The sequence below is a fragment of the Streptomyces sp. NPDC088387 genome (genome assembly GCF_044753385.1).
Classification (GTDB): Bacteria; Actinomycetota; Actinomycetes; order Streptomycetales; family Streptomycetaceae; genus Streptomyces.
In genome coordinates this window covers 21,267-39,717 of record NZ_JBIVNC010000023.1, presented here as the reverse complement: position 1 = coordinate 39,717, position 18,451 = coordinate 21,267, and the positions used below count along the sequence as shown (strand labels likewise).

13 protein-coding genes are annotated in these 18,451 nt (G+C 73.0%); 7 read left to right on the top strand and 6 right to left on the bottom strand.

All coding sequences use genetic code 11. The annotated features are described in order from the left end of the window. Nucleotides 1–93: 93 nt before the first annotated feature. The gene (locus tag ACIQAC_RS38460; RefSeq protein WP_402199930.1) at nt 94–2,763 is read right to left on the bottom strand and encodes an ATP-binding protein; all 2,670 of its coding nucleotides are present in this window, start codon (nt 2,761–2,763) and stop codon (nt 94–96) included. 172 nt (nt 2,764–2,935) lie between these two features. Between ACIQAC_RS38460 and ACIQAC_RS38455 the strand changes: the two genes are divergently transcribed. The 3 genes from ACIQAC_RS38455 to ACIQAC_RS38445 all read left to right on the top strand — a co-directional run bounded on the left by ACIQAC_RS38455 (nt 2,936) and on the right by ACIQAC_RS38445 (nt 6,644). Further along, complete coding sequence (locus tag ACIQAC_RS38455; RefSeq protein WP_402199929.1) at nt 2,936–4,009, top strand: alkene reductase; 1,074 nt, start codon at nt 2,936–2,938, stop codon at nt 4,007–4,009. Nucleotides 4,010–4,095: 86 nt separating this feature from the next. After that, a complete protein-coding gene (locus tag ACIQAC_RS38450; protein ID WP_402199926.1) occupies nt 4,096–5,325 on the top strand; it encodes an MFS transporter in 1,230 nt (409 codons plus the stop codon). A 110-nt stretch (nt 5,326–5,435) separates the two neighbouring features. After that, a complete protein-coding gene (locus ACIQAC_RS38445) occupies nt 5,436–6,644 on the top strand; it encodes a hypothetical protein (protein WP_402199924.1) in 1,209 nt (402 codons plus the stop codon). A gap of 64 nt (nt 6,645–6,708) precedes the next feature. Here ACIQAC_RS38445 and ACIQAC_RS38440 read toward each other — a convergent pair whose 3' ends face one another. Genes ACIQAC_RS38440 through ACIQAC_RS38420 form a run of 5 tightly spaced genes read right to left on the bottom strand, consistent with a single transcriptional unit; the run spans nt 6,709 to nt 12,023 of the window. Then, nucleotides 6,709–7,431 carry a DsbA family protein gene (locus tag ACIQAC_RS38440; protein ID WP_402199921.1) on the bottom strand — a complete coding sequence of 241 codons (723 nt, stop codon included), beginning with the start codon at nt 7,429–7,431 and terminating at the stop codon, nt 6,709–6,711. 3 nt (nt 7,432–7,434) lie between these two features. After that, nucleotides 7,435–9,354, bottom strand: a complete 1,920-nt coding sequence (locus tag ACIQAC_RS38435; protein WP_402199920.1) for an anthranilate synthase family protein — start codon at nt 9,352–9,354, stop codon at nt 7,435–7,437. Further along, nucleotides 9,351–9,977 carry an isochorismatase family protein gene (locus ACIQAC_RS38430; RefSeq protein WP_402199917.1) on the bottom strand — a complete coding sequence of 209 codons (627 nt, stop codon included), beginning with the start codon at nt 9,975–9,977 and terminating at the stop codon, nt 9,351–9,353. The genes ACIQAC_RS38435 and ACIQAC_RS38430 overlap by 4 nt, the downstream gene beginning before the upstream one ends. Nucleotides 9,978–10,024: 47 nt before the next feature. After that, complete coding sequence (locus ACIQAC_RS38425; protein WP_402199915.1) at nt 10,025–10,795, bottom strand: 2,3-dihydro-2,3-dihydroxybenzoate dehydrogenase; 771 nt, start codon at nt 10,793–10,795, stop codon at nt 10,025–10,027. Between the two features lie 55 nt (nt 10,796–10,850). Next, nucleotides 10,851–12,023: a 3-deoxy-7-phosphoheptulonate synthase gene (locus tag ACIQAC_RS38420; protein WP_402199912.1), complete on the bottom strand. Its 1,173-nt coding sequence runs from the start codon at nt 12,021–12,023 to the stop codon at nt 10,851–10,853. A gap of 464 nt (nt 12,024–12,487) precedes the next feature. Here ACIQAC_RS38420 and ACIQAC_RS38415 point away from each other — a divergent pair, with 464 nt between their 5' ends. The 4 genes from ACIQAC_RS38415 (at nt 12,488) to ACIQAC_RS38400 (ending at nt 18,410) form a co-directional block, all read left to right on the top strand. Further along, on the top strand, nt 12,488–14,110 hold the full coding sequence (locus tag ACIQAC_RS38415) for a carboxylesterase/lipase family protein (protein WP_402199910.1): 1,623 nt from the start codon (nt 12,488–12,490) through the stop codon (nt 14,108–14,110). A 70-nt stretch (nt 14,111–14,180) separates the two neighbouring features. Next, nucleotides 14,181–16,031: an asparagine synthase (glutamine-hydrolyzing) gene (gene asnB / locus ACIQAC_RS38410; protein ID WP_402199908.1), complete on the top strand. Its 1,851-nt coding sequence runs from the start codon at nt 14,181–14,183 to the stop codon at nt 16,029–16,031. A 40-nt stretch (nt 16,032–16,071) separates the two neighbouring features. Further along, entirely contained in the window at nt 16,072–16,950 is an 879-nt protein-coding gene (locus ACIQAC_RS38405) for an arylamine N-acetyltransferase (RefSeq protein WP_402199906.1), read from the top strand. A 305-nt stretch (nt 16,951–17,255) separates the two neighbouring features. After that, nucleotides 17,256–18,410, top strand: coding sequence for an IS701 family transposase (locus tag ACIQAC_RS38400; protein WP_402199904.1), 1,155 nt, complete (start codon nt 17,256–17,258; stop codon nt 18,408–18,410). Nucleotides 18,411–18,451 lie beyond the last annotated feature (41 nt).

The window sequence follows — 18,451 nt, the reverse complement described above, 5'->3', positions numbered from 1 at the left end:
GTAAGAACTCGCTGTGTGCCCGCGCGGTGACAGCGACCCGGAACTGACGCCCCGTATGCCCGGCTATGTCCTCGCGTGGCCCGGGGGTTGCGCTCAGCTCAGGTCCAGTCCGGCCAGCTCCCGGCGCGAGCCGACGCCGAGCTTCGGATACGCCTTGTACAGGTGATGCTCCACCGTGCGCGGGCTGAGGAAGAGCTGCGCGGCGATCTGCCGGCTGCTGTTGCCGCCCGCCGCGAGCCGGACCACCTGAAGCTCCTGCGGAGTGAGACGGTCCACCAGCTTCTGAGCCGTCGCCTGCGCCGCGCTGAGCGTCTCACCGGTGAGTTCCAGTTCGGCGCGCGCCCGGTGCGTCCACGGCTCGGCGTGCAGCCGGTCGAAGGTCGCCAGGGCCGAGCGCAGCGGATCCCGGGCCTCACCGCGCCGGCGCGAGCGGCGCAGCCACTCCCCGTACAGCAGCTCCGTCCTCGCCCGCTCGAAGGGGCGGCCGCCCTCGTCGTGCAGGCGCAGCGCCTTCGCGTAGTCGTCCTCGCGGTCGCTGAGCAGGGCGCGGCAGCGCGCCGCCACCGCCTGCCCCCAGGGCGCCGCGCCCGACGACGCCCACGCCTCCAGGGAGAGCACATGGCCCTCGGCCGCCTCGGGGGTGCCGAGCCGCACCGCCGCCTCGATCTGGTCGGCGGCCACCGACGTGCTCAGCCACGCCACCCGCTCCGGGCCGTGCGCCGGCGGCAGGACACGCTCCAGCGCGGCGGCGTACCGGCCGAGCCCCAGGTCGAGCAGGACCAGCGCCCGCTCTATCTCGCCCAGCGAGCGGCGCGGCGCCTCCTCGACGAGCCGGCGGCAGTACCCCTCGTCGCCCTCGACGGCCGCGAGCCGCGCCTCCACCCCGAACAGCCGCGCCAAACGGTGGAGTTGACCGGTGTCCGCGGCGATCTCCTTGGCCTCGGCGATCGCCGAACGGGCGTCCCGGTGCTGGCCGAGCACCGCCTGCACCTGGCTGAACGCCTCCAGCGCATGCGGGAGTTCACCGATCAGGCCCTCGTCGCGGCAGCGCGCCACCTCGGCCCTGGCCAGCGCCAGCGCCGCCGCGTCGTCGCCGATCGCGGACGCGCTGGTCGCCGCCAACAGCCGTACCTCGCGCGGGTGTTCGTACTCCACGGCCTCGGTGAGCGCGGCGAGATGCTCCTTCAGCGAGTCGGTGAGCATCGGCAGCGCGAAGGCCGCGTCGCCCTCGCACAGCCCCGCCAGCCCCTGCACCAGCGGCTCCGGCCGGTCCAGCGCGGCCAGCCGGGCCGACGCGGCCCGCACCAGCGAGGCGTCCGAGGCCAGCCAGCCGTGGTGGGCGGCCGCCAGCAGCAGGGCCGGGGCGTCCCCGGCGGTGGTGCGCTGCGCCTCGTCCAGCAGATGGCGGCTCGCACCGCGCAGATCGTCGTCGTCCACCAGAACCGCCGCCCGTACCCGGGCCAGCAGCGCCCGGTCGGCGGGGCCCGCCGGTAACTGCTCGGCCTGCGCGGCGAGCCGGTCCGCCAGCGGGGAGTGGCCCGCGGCCAGCGCCAGCGTCGCGGCGACCGCCAGCCGCGAGGCCCGCCGGCCGGTGGTCGGGGACACCCGCGCCGCGTGCTCGTAGAACCGGGCGGCCGATCCGTAGGCCGCGCGGGACCGCGCCCGGTCACCGGCCGCCGCGAGCTCCTCGGCGATGGCGTCGTCCGGGTCCGGGGAGAGCGCGACCAGGTGCCGGGCCCGGCAGTCCGGATCCTCGGCGGCCTCCGCCAGCGCCCGATGGACGGCGATCCGCCGGGCCAGTGGCGCGTTCTGATAGGTCGCGGAGGCGATCAGGGGGTGACGGAAGGAGAAGGAGCCGTCGATCAGCTGGATCAGCCCGGCCGCCTCCGCCTCGTCCAGGTCCGCGAGGCCGACGTCGAGCCGCTCCGCCGCGCGCACCTGATGCCGTACGTCCGCGCGGGCCTCGGCCGCCGCGATCAGCATCATCAGGCGCGTACGCTCCGGGAGTTGGGCGATCTGGGTGCGGAAGCACGTGAGTACCCGGTCGGTCACCGGCAGCGGCGCGTGATGGTGGTGCCCGTCCTGCTGGGTCGCGGCGAACTCGATCAGTGCCAGCGGATTGCCCAGGGACTCCGCGACGACCCGGGCACTGACCGCGGGGGAGTGGCCCCTGGACTGGAGCAGCCGGGCCGCGTCCTCGTGGCCGAGCCGCGACAGCCGCAGCTCGGTCAGCCCGGCGAAGGCGGGCCTGTCCTCACTGGTGTCGTCCCGGCTGGCCGGCACCATCGCGATCCGCTCGGCCCCCAGCCTGCGCGCCGCGAAGGCGAGCGCCTCGGCACTGGCCCGGTCCAGCCACTGGGCGTCGTCGACCAGACACAGCAGCGGGCCGTCCTCGGAGAGATCGGCGAGCAGGGTCAGTACCGCGAGACCGGTCAGGAAGCGGTCCGTACCCCGGGTCTCGCCCGTCCCCAGGACCGAACGCAGGGCGTGCGCCTGCGTCTGCGGCAGCGCGTCCAGCCGCCGCTGGAGCGGCCACAGCAGCTGCACCAGACCCGCGAACGGCAGATCCGCCTCGTGCTCGATGCCCCGGATCCGTACCAGCCGCATCCCCAGCCCCGTGGCTCTGCCCGCCAGCCAGTCGAGAAGCACCGTCTTGCCGATCCCGGCCTCGCCGCGCAGCAGTACGGCGCCGCTGCGGCCCGCGATCGCCTCCGTGACCAGCTCGTCCAGCCGCTGTTGTTCGCCGGCCCTGCCGTACAGCACCGCAGCCCCCTCTACCGAGCTCCTCGTCGTGCAGCACTTACCGTAACCGGCATTTTACTCGGCCTTGATCTCGGTAGACCGACCAGTAGCCCTACGGATTCGGTCAGTGGTCCTGCCTCCATAGCTTCGGATGGGAAGGACGTGCCAGGTCTGCTCATGTGGGAGGAACACCATGCAGGAACTGTTCGAGCCGCTGCGTCTGGGGAAGCTGACCCTGCCGAACCGTCTGGTCATGGCGCCCATGACCCGCAGCCGGTCGGTGGACCGCTCCGTCGGGCAGCTCACCGCCGAGTACTACTCCCAGCGTGCCGGGGCCGGACTGATCATCACCGAGGGCACCCAGCCCTGCGAGATCGGCCAGGGCTACATCGACACCCCCGGGCTGCACTCCGACGAGCAGGCCGCCGCCTGGCGGGTGGTGACCGAGGCCGTGCACGCCAAGGGCGGCCGGATCTTCGTCCAGCTGATGCACTCGGGCCGGGTCGGGCACCAGAGCCTCTACCCCGACGGAGCCCTCCCGGTGGCGCCCTCGCCGGTGGCCACCGGCGGCACGATGTACACCGCCGACGGTCCCGTGGACCACCCCACCCCGCGGGAGATGACGCTGGAGGACATCGTCCGCACCATCGAGGACTTCGTCTCCGCCGCCCGCCACGCGGTGCGGGCCGGCTTCGACGGTGTCGAACTGCACGGCGCCAACGGCTATCTCATCCACCAGTTCCTCGCCGACAACAGCAATCTGCGCACCGACGGCTACGGCGGCGCCGTGGAGAACCGGATCCGGTTCGCGGTCGAGGTGGCGCGTGCCGTCGCCGACGCGATCGGGCCGGAGCGCGTCGGCATCCGGATCTCCCCCGGCAGCAACAGCGAGGGCATCGCCGAGAGCGACCCGACCGGGCTGTACCGCACACTGATCCGCTCGCTCGCCCCGCTGGAGCTGGCGTACGTCCACATCATGGAGTTCGGCTTCCGGGACGTGACGCGGATGGTGCGGGCCGAGTGGCCCGGCAGCCTCATCCTCAACCCGCACAAGACCGGCGACGAGGCGACCGTGACGCCCGAGGCCGCCGCCGAGGTACTGCGTGAGGACCTGGCCGACGCGGTCAGCCTGGCGCAGATGTGGCTGGCCAACCCCGACCTGCCGGAGCGCATCCTGGCCGGAGGTCCGTACAACGAGATCGTGCCGGGCACCTTCTACGGCGGCGACCACCGCGGCTACACCGACTACCCCACCCTCAAGGGCTGAACGACCCGCCCGGCCCCGGTGTGGCGGTGGCCCGCGGAGGCCACCGCCGCGCCGTCCCGGCCGGACCCTCATGTCCGGGAGGACTGATGCAAGAACCCACCACCGGCTCGCGGCCCGCCGCCAACTCCGTGGCCCCCGCCGCCTCACCGCGCCCCCCGCACATACCGGCCCTGTATCTCGCCCTGATGGCGGGCCCGTTGTCCTTCGGGATAGCCGGGCCGGCCCTCGTCCTCGGCGACATCGCCCGCGGCCTCGGCAGCTCGGAGTCCGCGGCCGCCTGGTGCGTCACCGCGTTCGGCTGGGGCATCGCCGTCGGCACCCCCCTGATGGCCGGGCTCATGCGGCACCGGGGCACCCGCCCGGCCCTGATCGCCTGCGGCGCGCAGATCGCGCTCGGCGCCGCCCTCGTCCTCGGCGTCCCCGTCCTGTGGGCGGCCATCGCCGGCTGCGCACTTCAGGCGCTGGGCACCGCCGGACTCACCTCCATCGCCATGAGCCTCGCCGGCTCCCCGCTGCGCATGGGCATCGTCAGCGCCTCGCTCGCCGTCGTCGGCTCGACCGCGCCCCTGGTCGGCTCGCTGGTCACCGGGGCGCTGTCCTGGCGGACGGCCCTCGCCCTGCCGGTGATCAGCCTGCTGGGCGTCCTCGCCGTCATGCGGCGGGTCCCGGCGGGCGACCGTAAACCGGACTCCACCTTCGACGGCCTCGGCGCCGTCATGCTCACCGCGCTCGTCACCGCGCTGGTGTTCGTCCCGCAGAACCCGCTGATCGCCGGGGGGGCCGCCGCGGTGGCCGTGATCGCCCTGGTCCGGCACATGCGGCTGCGGCCCACGGGATTCGTCCCCGCGTCCGTCGTCGGCCATCCCGCCTTCCTCGCCGCCTGCGTCATCGCCTTCGCGCTCGCGGTCGTCAACTTCGGCCTGATGTACGCGGTTCCCGAGGCGCTGACCGAGCACACCGACTGGGACAGCGACCGGATCGGCCTGTCGATGGTCTGGCCGCTGCTGTTCGGCGGCGCGCTCTCCTGGTTCGTCGTCGCCGCGTCCGGCCCGCTGGGGCGCCGGCCCGTCGTCGCCGTCCTCGTGGTGCTCGGCGCCGTGGCACCCCTCCTCGCGCTCGGTACCGCCTGGACCGTACTGCTCGTCGCGCAGGCCTCGGCGTCCATCGCGGCCGCCTCCGGCCAGGGCATCCTCGCCGGACAGGCCAACGACGCCGTCCACGAGGACCAACGCCCCGCCGCCATCGGCCTGTTCAACCTCTGTTACCTGCTCGGGGCGGCCTTCGGCCCCTCCATCGCCACCCTGCTCGCCGGCTAGGCCGTGTCCCGGCGGTGGGGGACCGGCCGGGTCCCCCACCCCTCGCCGTCCGCCCCCTGTGGGTCCGCCGCACCACGACCGTCCCTCTCACCCCCACCGAACGGACTGTCATGCTTGAGCATCTGTGCGACCACATGCCCGGCGCGTCCGGTGACGTCCGCATCCCCCGGCGCGTCCTCGTCTCCTCGACCGCGCAGGCCCGGCGCTTCGTGGCCGCCGCCGTGGCCGCGGGCGACCGGGTGGCGGTCGGCGGAGCCAACCGCGAAGAACCACGGAACGGCAACGGGCTGCCACCGCGCGCGTACGTGGACCTGTCGGCCATGAACGCCGTGTACTTCGACACCGACCGCGGCGCCTTCGCGGTCGAGGCCGGCGCCCGGTCGACCGACGTACAGCGCACGCTCTACCAGCGCTGGGGGGTGATGATCCCGCCCGTCGGCCGCAGGCGGACTTGCGGCCCCGGCTGTCACCGGCCGGGCGCCGCGCACGGACTGGCCGACGAGTACCACTGCGCGGTGGAGATCGTCCTGGTGAACGCCTACGGCCAGACACGGTCCGTCGTGGCCACCAGCGACCCCGACGACCCGCACCGCGATCTGTGGCTGGCCCACACCACCGTGGGCGCCGAGCAGTTCGGCCTCGTGACCAGATACTGGTTCCGTTCCCCCGGCACCGGCGGCGACGACCCCGCCGGGCTGCTGCCGCGGGCGCCGGTGATCCTGCTCAGCGCGCTCGTCGTGATGCCCAACGGCGAACTGGGCCACGGCCAGTTGCCCGCCCTGCTCCACAACTACCGCCGCTGGCAGCAGCGTTCGCACACCAACTCCGCCGCCGTCTACCGGTCCGTGTTCGGCGGGATCGCCCTGCCCGGCGCCGAGCGCGACACCGGTGTGGGTGCCGTCCTCGCCCTGCACGTCGACTCCGCCGTACCGGACGCGGAACGGATGCTCCGGGCGGACCGGGCCGCGCTCACCGACGGACTCACCCTCACCGAGAAGTGCCAGGTACTGCCACCGCGCCGGCTGCCCTGGCTGGACCGCTGGCACTCCCTGTCACTGGCGGTGGCCGACCCCGGCGGTGTGGTGCCCGTACACGCCGACTGCGGCTGCGAGATGTGCCGGGTCACCACCAGCGCCCTGCGCGGGTCGGACGGTTCCGCATCCGGCAGCCTGATCGCCCTCGACGCGTTCTCCTACGGGGCGAACGGCACCGCGGCCGGTACCGCGCCGGACGCGCCGGGACCGGCCCATGTCTCCACCTGCCGGCTTCAGGCCCGTACGGCGAAGGCGGCCTGGGACCCGCGGGGCGTGTTCCTCTGACCGAGGCGCGGGAAAGCCACGACCCGTGTTCCGGCGGCTCGAAGTCCGCCGGAACACGGGTCGTTCACGTGCCGTCGTGCAGCCGGCGGACCAGCGCGTCCGCCCAGTCCGCGTCGTACCGCTCGAACAGCGGGAACCCGCCCCGCTCCGGCGCGTCCGTCCAGCTGCTGTGCACACCCGGGTTGTGCACGACGTACCCGTCGGCGGTGAACAGATGGGGGCTGCCCTGGATCCGCGGGGTCAGGGAGACCCGGAGCTGCGCGTACACCTGCTCACGTCCCAGTCCCCGGGCGAGGGCCGCGGACAGCGCCCGGGTGTCGAGCAGGTCGCAGGACTCGGCGACCTCCAGGATCACCGAGTGGACCGCGACCGGCCGGCTCTCCCGGTAGAACGCCCGGCGCAGCGCGGCGTCCAGCTGCCCGGCCGCCGCGAGCCCGCCCACCTCCGGGAGCTTCGCCGCCTGGACCGCCTCGATCGCGGGCAGCATCGTCGACGGGTACGTCCACTCCGGCGCCGACCACCGCCGCCAGCCGGTGCCCGGGACCCGCGCCGCGATCGCCGCGACCTCGACGTCGACGATGGTCTTCGGGGTGGGCTCACGGTTGATCAGTTCGAGCGGGAAGGCCCGGTGGTCGACGAGGACCGGGGCCGCGAGCCGCTCCATGGCCTCGTACAGGGTGTGCAGGGCCAGGGACGCCCACGGGCAGCCGATGTCCGACCAGAAGGCCACCACCGGCAGGTCTCCGGCGCCCCTGGCGCGGACCGGCCCGACCTCGGTGTCCGGCACGGCTCAGCCCTCCCCTCGGCGCAGCACCTCGGTGAGCAGTGTGCGCAGGATCCGCGGCCCGCCCCGGGTGAGCACGGACTCGGCGTGGAACTGCATCGACGCGAAGTGCGGGCCGAGCAGCGCGTGCACCTCGTCCGTCTCCGGGGACCGGGCGACCTCGACGACCCCCACACCCGGCGCCTCGAACTTGTCGTCGGCGCAGACGGCGGCGAACGTGTTGTAGAAGCCGACGGTCTCGTGCCGTCCGAAGAGGTCGACGTGGTGCTGGACACCCTGGTTGGGCGTCTCCCGCCGGGTCAGCGGCAGGCCGATCCGGCGGGCGAGCACCTGATGGCTCAGGCACACGGCGAGGAACGGCAGCCGGGTGTCCAGGAGTTGACCGGTCAGCCGTTCGAGCCGGGCGATCTTCGGGTGCCCGGAGTTCCGCGGGTCGCCGGGCCCGGGGCCCATGACCGTGATGTCGTACGCCGTCGGATCGCAGGTCTCGTCGAAGCGGCGGACGGTGACCCGCAGCCCCAGCGACGACAGCTGCTGGGCGATCATCGAGGTGAAGGTGTCCTCCGCGTCCACGACCAGCGCGCGCCGCCCGGCGAGCGCGGGATCGTGCCGGACCCGCTCGTGTGTCGCGGCGAGCCAGAAGTCGGCCATGGCGGCGTTGCGTTCGACGAGCGCGGCCCGCACGGCGGGCAGGTCGCCCAGCCGGGCGGGCGGTGTCCGCTCCTCGCCCGGCGTGTGCGGCCGCCCGGTGTCGAACGCGGCGATCAGCCCGGCCGCCTTCGCCCGGGTCTCCGCCGCCTCCGACGACGGATCGGAGTGCCGTACGAGCGTCGCCCCGACCGTGATCTCCAGGTTGCCGCGGGTGTCGATGTCGGCGGTGCGGATGACGATCGACGAGTCCAGGGCGTGGCCGCCGTCGGCGTCACGGCCCAGCAGGGCGATCACCCCGCTGTAGTAGCCGCGGCCCGTCGGCTCGTGCCGGGCGATGACCCGGCAGGCGTTCTCCAGCGGGCTGCCCGTGACGGTCGGCGCGAACATCGTCTCGCGCAGGATGTCCCGCGGATCGCGGCCGGTACGGCCCTCGATGAAGTACTCGGTGTGCGCGAGCCGGGCCATCTCCTTCAGGAACGGCCCCACGACCTGCCCGCCCTCCGGGCAGACACGGGACATCATCTTCAGTTCCTCGTCGACGACCATGTACAGCTCGTCGGTCTCCTTGGGGTCCTTCAGGAAGCCCATCAGACCGGTCAGGGTCGGCCCGGCCGGCGGATAGCGGTACGTCCCGCTGATCGGGTTCATCACGGCCCGCCCGGCGTGCACGCTGATGTGCCGCTCCGGGCTGGCCCCGACCAGGGTGCGCTCGCCGGTGTGGACGAGGAACGTCCAGTACGCGCCGGACTCGCCCTCCAGCAGCCGGCGGAACAGGGTGAGCGGGCTGTGCGGCCCGTAGTCCGTGACGCCGGCCCGGTAGGAGCGCTTGATGACGAAGTTCGCGCCCTCGCCCGTGCCGATCTCCTCGGCGACCACGGACCGCACCAGCTCGGCGTAGCGCTCGTCGTCGACGTCGAAGTGACCGCCGGTGAGGCCGAGCGGGACGTCCGGCAGCCGGTCCAGCACCTCGGAGAGTGCGTACCGGCGCTGCTCCGCGACCTCCATGGCCAGCAGGGGCGTGTCCTCCGCGGGGCCGGCGAATCCCCGCTCGGTGATCTGCCGGTACGGCACCAGGACCAGCAGGTCGTGCCGCCCGCCCCCGTGTGTGCCGTCGGCCGGCGGCTCGGGGACCGGCAGGTCGGCGAGGCGCTCGACGGCACTGAAGTCACCGGTCAGGACGTCGAGTTCACCGCGCCCGGTGGTTCCCGGGCGGTGCAGCAGCGCGAACGGCGGCGGGTCCTCGCCCAGGACGCGGGCCAGCGGATCGGCGGTCACCGGTTCACCACTTCCTTGGTGGTGAGCACAACCGCGCAGCGCGCCGCGGCGTACTCGACGGCCGTCCGGTGGTCGGCGTGGGAGAAGTCCGCCATCGCGTCGGCCACCATGAACGTCTCGATGTCCTGGCTGAACGCGTCGACGGCCGTGGCCAGCAGACCGACGTGCGCGTACACCCCGCACACGATCAGCTGGTCCCGCCCGTGCGCGCGCATCCGCTCCCGCAGGTCGGTGCGGACGAAGGCGCTGTAGCGCCACTTGGTGATCCGCCAGTCGCCCGCGCGCGGCGCGAGCCGGCCGGGCAGTTCGCGGTCGGCGGGGTCCACCCGCATGCCCGGACCCCAGAAGTCGCGCAGCAGACCCCGCTCCTCGGGGCTCATCCCGCCCGGCTGCGCGCTGTACGCGACCGGCATCCGGGTGTCCTCGGCGTACCGCAGCAGTAACTCCGTGTGGGCCACCACCTGTTCGCGCATCCCCTCGGGCAGGGGCCTGAGGAAGTAGCGCTGCATGTCGTGGACGAGCAGCACGGCCCGCCGGGGATCGACGGTCCAGGAGGCGGTGTTGGCGGGCAGGTCGCCGCGTTCGGGCAGGGGATAGGGGTCGATGTGCGGGATGCCGGGCACGGGTCGTCCTTACGTCGGTGGTGGGGGTGGACCGCGGACGGCGGGCGTCAGACTCCCAGGGAGGCGCCGCCGTCGACCGTGAGGTCGTGCAGGGTGATGTGGGAGGCCTCCTCGGACAGCAGGAACGCCACCGCGTGGGCCACGTCGGTGGGTTGGCCGATCCTCCGCAGCGGGATGCCGACGCGGTACGCCTCGGGCGAGCCGTCGAGCGTGCGGCGCGCGGCCTCCTCGTCGGCCCACATCGCGTGCAGCATGGGCGTGTTCGTGGAGCCGGGCGCGACGAGGTTGCAGCGGATGCCGTGGGCGGCGACCTCCAGGCCCAGGGACTTGGTGAACTGGGTGGCCGCGGCCTTCGACGCCGCGTAGGCCGCCATCCCGGCGCGGGGTGTGCCGGCGGCGTTGGAGCTGACGGTCACGATCGCGCCGCGCCGGCGCGGGATCATCCGGCCCACGACCGCACGGCACATGTGCAGGACGCCGGTGACGTTGACGGCGAAGGTGGCGGCCCAGTCCTCGTCGCCGAACTCCAGGACCGGGCCCATGCGCAGCACGCCGGCCGCGTTGACCAGCCGGTCCACCGGGCCGAACGTGTCCTCCACGGCGGTCACCAGACCGTCCACGGACTTGCTGTCGGTGACGTCCGCCGGGAAGCCGCGCACCGGCAGGCCCGCGGCGGTGAACCCGGCCACCGCCGCCTCCAGCCGGTCCTGGTCGTGGTCGACGGCGGCCACGGGGGTGCCGCGCGAGGCCAGCAGCCGGGTCACCTCGGCGCCGATACCGCCGGCCGCTCCGGTGACCAGTGCGATCGATGTGTGCATGGGGTTCGCCCTTCCTTCCTCGGGGTCCCGGGCGCCCGGACGGCGGGCGGCGGAGTCACTCATGCCAGGAGGCGATGACGGAGACGGCCTGGGAGGCGGTCAGCCGGGGGTCGCAGTGGCTGAGGTACTTCTGGCCGACGAGCCCGGCGTGCGTGGCGTTGCGGACGCACTCGGTGACGTGGTCCGGAGTGGTCTCCAGGTGCACCCCGCCGGTGACCCCGCCGCCCTTGCGGGTGGCCCGCAGAAAGCCGCGCACCTCCCGCTCGATGGCCTCCAGATAGCGGGTCTTGAGCCCTTCGGCGGTGGTCACGGTGTTGCCGTGCATCGGGTCGGAGAGCCAGATCACCGGATGCCCGGCGGCCCGGACCGCGGCCACCAGCGGCGGCAGCACCTCGGTCACCGCGTCGGCGCCCATCCGCGCGATCAGGGTCAGCCGGCCGGGCTCGCGCTCCGGGTCCAGCCGCTCGCACAGCGCGGTGATCCGACCGGGCGTCATCGACGGACCGACCTTGCACGCCACCGGGTTGGCGATCCGCGTGAACAGCTCCACATGGGCGCCGTCCAGGTCCCGGGTGCGTTCCCCGATCCACGGCAGATGCGTCGAGGTCAGCCACAGCTTCCCGCCGTCCCGGCGCAGCATGGGCACCTCGTAGTCGAGGAGCAGCGCCTCGTGGCTGGTCCACACGGGCTGCTCGACGGCCGCCCCGCCGGCCCCGCCGCGCAGCGTGCGCAGATGGCCGACGATGTCGGCGGCGGCGTCGTAGCACAGGCGCAGCCGGTCCGGGTCGGGGATCCGGCCGTCGGGGGAGGGCTCGGCGCTGTTCACCATGTGCCCGCGGAAGACCGGCAGTTCACTGCCGCCGACGACCTCGAAGGGGTTCGAGCGGGGCTTCGCGAACTGGCCGGCGATCCGTCCGATCCGGACGACGGGCCGGTGGGAGACCATCTTCATGGCCCCGGCGAGCAGATCCAGCACACCCGCCTTGCGCGCCACACAACTCGCGGTCGACTCCATCGGGTCCTCGGCACAGTCACCGGCCTGCACCACCCGGGCGGTGCCCCGCGCCGCCAGGGCCAGCAGCCCGCGCAGGGCGCGGATCTCGGCCGGGCCGACCAGCGCGGGGCGGCCGGCGAGATCGGCCCGCACCTCGGCCAGATGGCCGGGATCCGGCCACTGGGGCTGCTGGAGGGCGGGTTTGCTGCGCACCTCGCGCACGACAGTGTCCATTCGGTCCTCCACGACATCGGTGGCCTGCGCCGGCCGCGCACTCGTCCGGTGGGAGAGCGGTCGGCCGCCCGGCCGGAACAGGGCCTGCGGCATACGGAGAGAGGGAGCGCCGGCGTCCCGCACCGACGGGTGCCGTACGGGCGTTCCCGGGCCGTCCGTTCCCGGTCCCGCCGGGAGCCGGTGCGGCCGGTCCGCACGGGCCCAGGGCCTGTCGTCGTGCGGACCGCGTGCCGGAACGTCCCGTGGGACGAGCCGTCACTGGCTGCCGATCGTGGGGGCCGCCGGGGCGGCTGCCAACGGGAGAATCCGCAGTTCGTCAGGTGCGGGGCACTCCATCAGGTCCGCCGGCCCGGACCTGATGGACTTCGCGGCCGGACTTGGGCCGCGGCGGAACACCCCCGCACCATGGGTCCGGTCCCGGCGGCCCAAGGCCGCTGCCGTCCGACGTTCCGGGGAGCTCTGCCGTGACGCGTTCCGTCGACCTGCCCCACAACCGAGTCCCCTCCGCCGTCCCGGCCCCCCGGGGCACGGCGGGACGGGGCCGTTCCGTGGTCGTCCGCACCACGGAGGGCCGTATCGCGGGGGAGCGGCTCGACGAGGTGACCGTCTTCCGGGGCGTCCCCTACGCGGCGCCGCCCGTGGGCCCGCTGCGGTTCGCGTCCCCGGTCCCGCCGCAGCCGTGGACCGGCATCCGGGACGCCACCCGGTTCGGCGCCCCCTCCCTCCAGACCGACTACGTGCCCGGCAGCTCCGAGGACTGCCTCTACGCGAACGTGTGGACACCCGGCATCCGCGGCCGGCGCCCCGTCCTGGTCTACATCCACGGCGGCGGCTGGACCGTCGGCGCCGGCAGCGAGCCCGACTACGACGGCACCCGCCCCGCCGTCCACGGCGACCTGGTCGTCGTCACCTTCAACTACCGGCTGGGCCTGCTCGGCTGGGGACTGCACGAGACCCTCGTCGACCCGCGGACCGGCTCGTTCGGCAACTGGGGCCTCCAGGACCAGGCGGCCCTGCTGCGCTGGGTCCAGGCCAACGCCGCCGCGTTCGGCGGCGACCCGGAGAACATCACCGTGGCCGGCACCTCCGCCGGCGGCTCCAGCACCTGGCAGCTGAGCCTGCTGCCCGAACTCCGGTCGGTGATCCGGCGCGCGGTGCCGATCAGCGCCAAGCACGTCTGGAACCCGGCGAGTTCCACCACCCCGGCCGAGTCGCGGGCCGTGTACGCCGCGCTGGCCCGCCGGTTCGGCCGCACGGTGGACACCCTGCGCTCGGTCCCCGGCGTGGAACTCAAGGACGCCTGGGAGGACATCTTCTCCGGCGACCCCGAGGACCGGCCCCACACCGGCTGGCGCGAGTACCGCGGCCCGGTCCCGGACGGCCAGTGGATGCGCGGATTCGACCACGACCTGCCGACCCCGCGCGTCCCGCTCCTGGTGCTGTACTGCCGTACCGAAGGCACGTTCTTCACCACCGGCCCCGGCTACCCCTACCCCGGCCCGCTCCCCGAGGACGAGGCGGGGCTGCGGGCGGCGGTGGCCATGGTGCTGCGCAAGTGCCGGACCACCGTCACCGCCGAACTCGTCGAGAACTGCCTCGCCCACTACCGGGAGGCGGCCGTCGCGGACGGGCTGCCGCAGGACCCGGTCGCGCTGTGGACCGAGATATGGGGCGACAGCCTCTTCCGCCACCAGATCCTGCGCCAGACCGAGCGGCACGCGCGGCGCGGCCGGTCCCCGGTCCACCTCGCCGAGTTCGCGCACCCCCTGCGGCCGCCCCACCGGGGCACCCCGCACGAGGCCACGTCGAAGTTCCTGTTCGGCTCGCACACGCTGGACCACAACGCCCCCGCGTACGGCGACGGTCCGCCGGAGCACCGGATCTCCGGCCTCCTCATCGACCTCGTCGCCTCGTTCGCCCGGGGCGAGACACCCCACAGCCCCCACGCGCCCGCCTGGAAGGCGTTCACCCCCGCGCGGCGCCACACGATGATCATCGGCGGTGAGCGGCTCGCGGTGCTCGCGGAGCCCGTCAAGGAGCGGCAACTGCGGTACTGGGACCGGATCGGACACCCGCCCCGGCCGTGATCCCGAGCGCACCGGCGGGACACGAGGACAGCAGGACACCACACACACGAGACAAGGAAGCGGGACAGCCATGTGCGGACTTGCGGGATGGGTCGGTCACGACCGCGATCTGACGGAACAGGACTCCGTGGTGGCCGCCATGCGGGACACCATGGCCTGCCGCGGACCGGACGGCGAGGGCCTGTGGGCCTCACCCCACGCGGTGCTCGGCCACGTCCGGCTGTCGATCATCGACCTGGAGGGCGGCCGGCAGCCGATGCACGTCACCGGCCCGGACGACGGCCTCCCGGTCATCGTGTACACAGGCGAGGTCTACAACTTCCTCGAACTCAAGGAGGAACTCGCCGCCCTCGGCCACGAGTTCCGCACCACCAGCGACACCGAGGTCGTCCTGCACGCCTACCTGGAGTGGGGCGAGGAGTTCGCCGAACGCCTCAACGGCATGTACGCGCTCGCCCTGTGGGACCCGCGGGCCGAGAAGCTGCTGCTCGTGCGGGACCGGATGGGCGTCAAGCCGCTCTTCTACTACCCGCTGCCCGGCGGCGGAGTGCTGTTCGGCTCCGAGGCCAAGGCGATCCTCGCCCACCCCGACGTGGAGGCCGTCGTCGACCGCGAGGGCCTCGCGGAGATCTTCGCCATCATCAACACCCCCGGCCACGCGATCTTCAGGGGCATGCACGAGGTCGTCCCCGGCACCGTCGTGCGCTTCGACCGCACCGGCCACACCGTGCGCACCTACTGGCAGCTGGAGGCCCGCCCGCACGAGGACGACCTCGACACGACCATCGCGCGGGTGCGGGAACTCCTGGAGGACATCGTGCGCCGGCAGCTGATCGCCGACGTACGCGTGGGCACCCTGCTCTCCGGCGGCCTCGACTCCAGCGTCATCACCGCGTTCGCCGCGAAGGCGCTGCGCGAGCAGGGCAGGCCCGAACCCCTCGCCGCCTTCTCCGTCGACTTCAAGAACCGGCCCTTCGAGGGCAACGGCATCTGGATGGACCCCGACACCCCGTACGCCGTCGACGTCGCCGAGCACTGCGGCGCCGAGCACGTCATCGTCGAGCTCGACAACGCCGACGTCCTCGACGAGTCCATCCGCACCCGCGTCCTGCGCAGCCAGGACCTGCCCATCTCCACCGGCGACATGGAGCACTCCCTGCTCCACCTGTGCACCGCCCTCAAGGAACGCGTCACCGTCGCCCTGTCCGGCGAGACCTCCGACGAACTCTTCGGCGGCTACAACTGGTTCTTCGACGAGGAGGCTGTCAACGGCGACACGTTCCCCTGGCACGACGCCTGGCGCCGCCTCGGCGGACTCCAGACCATGAAGGACATCGGCCTGTGGGACCGGCTCGGCCTGGAGGAGTACGTCAAGGAGCGCTACGCCGAGGCCCTCGCCGAAGTGCCCCGGCTGCCCGGCGAGCCCGCCGCCGAGAGCCGGATGCGGGAACTGACGTACCTCAACATCAGCCGGTGGGAGAACTTCCTGCTGGACCGCAAGGACCGCATCAGCATGGCCGCGAGCCTGGAGGTCCGCGTCCCGTTCACCGACCACCGGCTCGTCGAGTACGTCTTCAACGTGCCGTGGGACATGAAGACCTTCGACGGCAAGGAGAAGAGCCTGCTGCGCGCGGCGGCCGCCGACTCCCTGCCCGAATCGGTCCTGGCCCGCAAGAAGAGCCCCTACCCGTCCACCCAGGACGTCGAGTACGTCTCGGCGCTGCGCGCCAAGGTGGCGGCCCTGCTTCCCGATTCGCCGGTCCTCGCGCTGGTACCGGCCGAGGGCGTCCGACAGCTCCTCGACCACCCCGTCGAGAGCTACGCGGGACTCGGCGGCCTGTGGGGCATGCGCGCGGTCATGGAGCGGCTCGTCGAGTTCGACACCTGGGTCCGTATGTACGACGTACGGGTCGAGCTGTAGGCCCGCGGCCCCCGCGGCCACCCTTTCTGAGGAGGACGTGATGGACCCTGCTGGACTGCCGGACGGCGTCGACCGTTCACCGGAGTGGGAGAGCGGCCACCTGGACCTGCCGGCCTACCTGGGCCGGACCGGGTACGCCGGCCCCCTCGAACCGACCACCGAGGCGCTACGGGCGCTGCACCGCGCCCACATGTCCACCTTCACCTTCGAGAACGTGGACATCGCGCTGGGGCGCCCGGTCTCGCTGAGCCTGCCCGACATACAGCGCAAGATGGTCGACGCGGGCCGCGGCGGCTACTGCTACGAGACCAACCTGCTGTTCGCGGCGGTCCTGGACCGGTTCGGGTTCGCCGTGACCCGGCTGCTCTCCCGGATCAGGGAGGGCAGCGGCAAACGCCGCTTCCGCTCGCACACCTCGCTGCTCGTGCGCGCCCCCGACCGGCCGCACACGGTGTGGCTCGCCGACCCCGGCTACGGCTACGCGGGACTGATCGAACCCATCGAGCTCCGTGAGAACACCGAGCTGGAGACCGCGGGCCGGCGCTGGCGGCTGACCCGGGACGACGGCCACTGGGTGCTGCAAATGGCCACCGGGGACGGCTGGTTCGACCTGTACACCTTCCGGCCCGAACCGCAGTACGCGGTCGACTTCCTGGCCGCGCACCACGTCAGCTCCACCCGCCCCGGCTCACCGTTCGTCGGCCGGCTCGTCGCCCAGCGCGGCGGCGAGTCGGCGCGCTACCGGCTGCGCGACACCGTCCTGACCACCGACCGCACCGGCGGTCGCACGGACACGGTGACCCTGTCGGCCGCCGAGACCGTGCAGGCCCTGCGCTCGGTGTTCGGGCTGCGGCTGAGCGCACAGGACGAGCACGAGCTGACCACCTTCCTGGGCGCCCGGGAGCCCGCCCACACCTGACCCGCCCAGGTCCGACGTCACACGTACGGGGTGCGACCCCGCCGGACGGTGTGCCGCGGTGCTGTGTGAATTCCCTGCGAATTCAGCGCACCCGGCACCGTCACAGGCGGGGCGCACCCCGTTTCTGTTCCCTTCCGCACCCCTGATCCGGCCCCGTGCGCATTCCCCGGCAGCGGGCATGTCTTCGGAGCCACCCCCCGGCTTGCCAAAACTGTGCTGGGTGCACCTGGGCATCGCTTGAGCCCCGCTGCATCGTGGATCGGGTAATGGCTGGGCGCTGACGAAATGAGTGCATGATGGCCAACGTGACCGTGGCGAACGCCGGGATCCTGTCGGATGTCGATGACCTCCGGGTTTCCTTTGCTTCGCCGGACGCCCTACTGGACGAGTTCGGCTCGACCCTCTTCGCCTCTCTGGCCCGAAGTGACCAACGACACAAGGGAATGACCTATCTCAGGGGTTTACTGGGAGCGCGGGGGCGCAAGTCGATCAGGAATATCGCGGCGCATGTCGGCGGGGCGACCACGGAACAGAGTCTGCATCACTTCATCTCCGACTCCACCTGGGAGTGGACACCCCTGCGGCGGGCCCTCGCCCGCCATCTGGCCAGGGTCGCGCCGCCCCAGGCGTGGGTCGTCCAGCCGCTGGTGATACCCAAGGCGGGCGAGTACTCGGTCGGGGTGGACCGGCAGTTCTTTCCCGCACTCGGACAGGTGCTCAATGCACAGCAGGCCGTGGGTGTTTGGGCCGTCGCCGAGGACTACTGCTACCCCGTGAATTGGCGGTTACATCTACCGGCGTCGTGGCTGGCGGACAAGAACCGCCGCAACCGCGCGCTGGTTCCCGAGGGAACTGTGCCGGAAACGCTCGGAGAATGCATGGTCCGGGCTTTTGCCGAGGTCGTCGCCGACTGGGGTGTACCCGCCCGGCCGGTGGTCATGGAATCACTGGACGGTGATCTCGCCTCGGTCCGGGACGCTTTCCGCACCGCGCGTGTGCCGGTATTCGTGAAGATCGGCAGCACCTTCAATCTGGTGGACCAGGCCTTCGGCCGCGGAATTCTGCCGGCCCGGCACATCATGAATCACCTTCGCCATCTGCGCCGCCCCGTCGTCCTGCCGGCTCCGACGGCGGCCGGCAGCGCGGCACTCGGCGTCGCGGCGGCGACCAAGGTACGGCTGCCCGGCCGGCTCGCCGCCCGCCACCAGGACCTGCTGCTGCTCGGCACCGGCCGCCGGGGCGGCCCGTGGCCCGGCGAACTCTGGCTGACCAACCTCGTGCACGGCGCCCCGGCCGAACTCGCCCGGCTGACCTGCCTGCGGGGCCGCGTGGACCACGCCGTCACCTCCGTCGCCGACCGGGTCGGTGTACGGGACTACACGGGCCGCTCCTACAACGGCTGGCACCGGCACATCACGATGGCCTCCGCGGCCTACGCGGTGGCCATGCTGAGCGAGTGAGCAGCGCTGCCGCGTGGACCCCACCATCCGGGCTGCCGCCC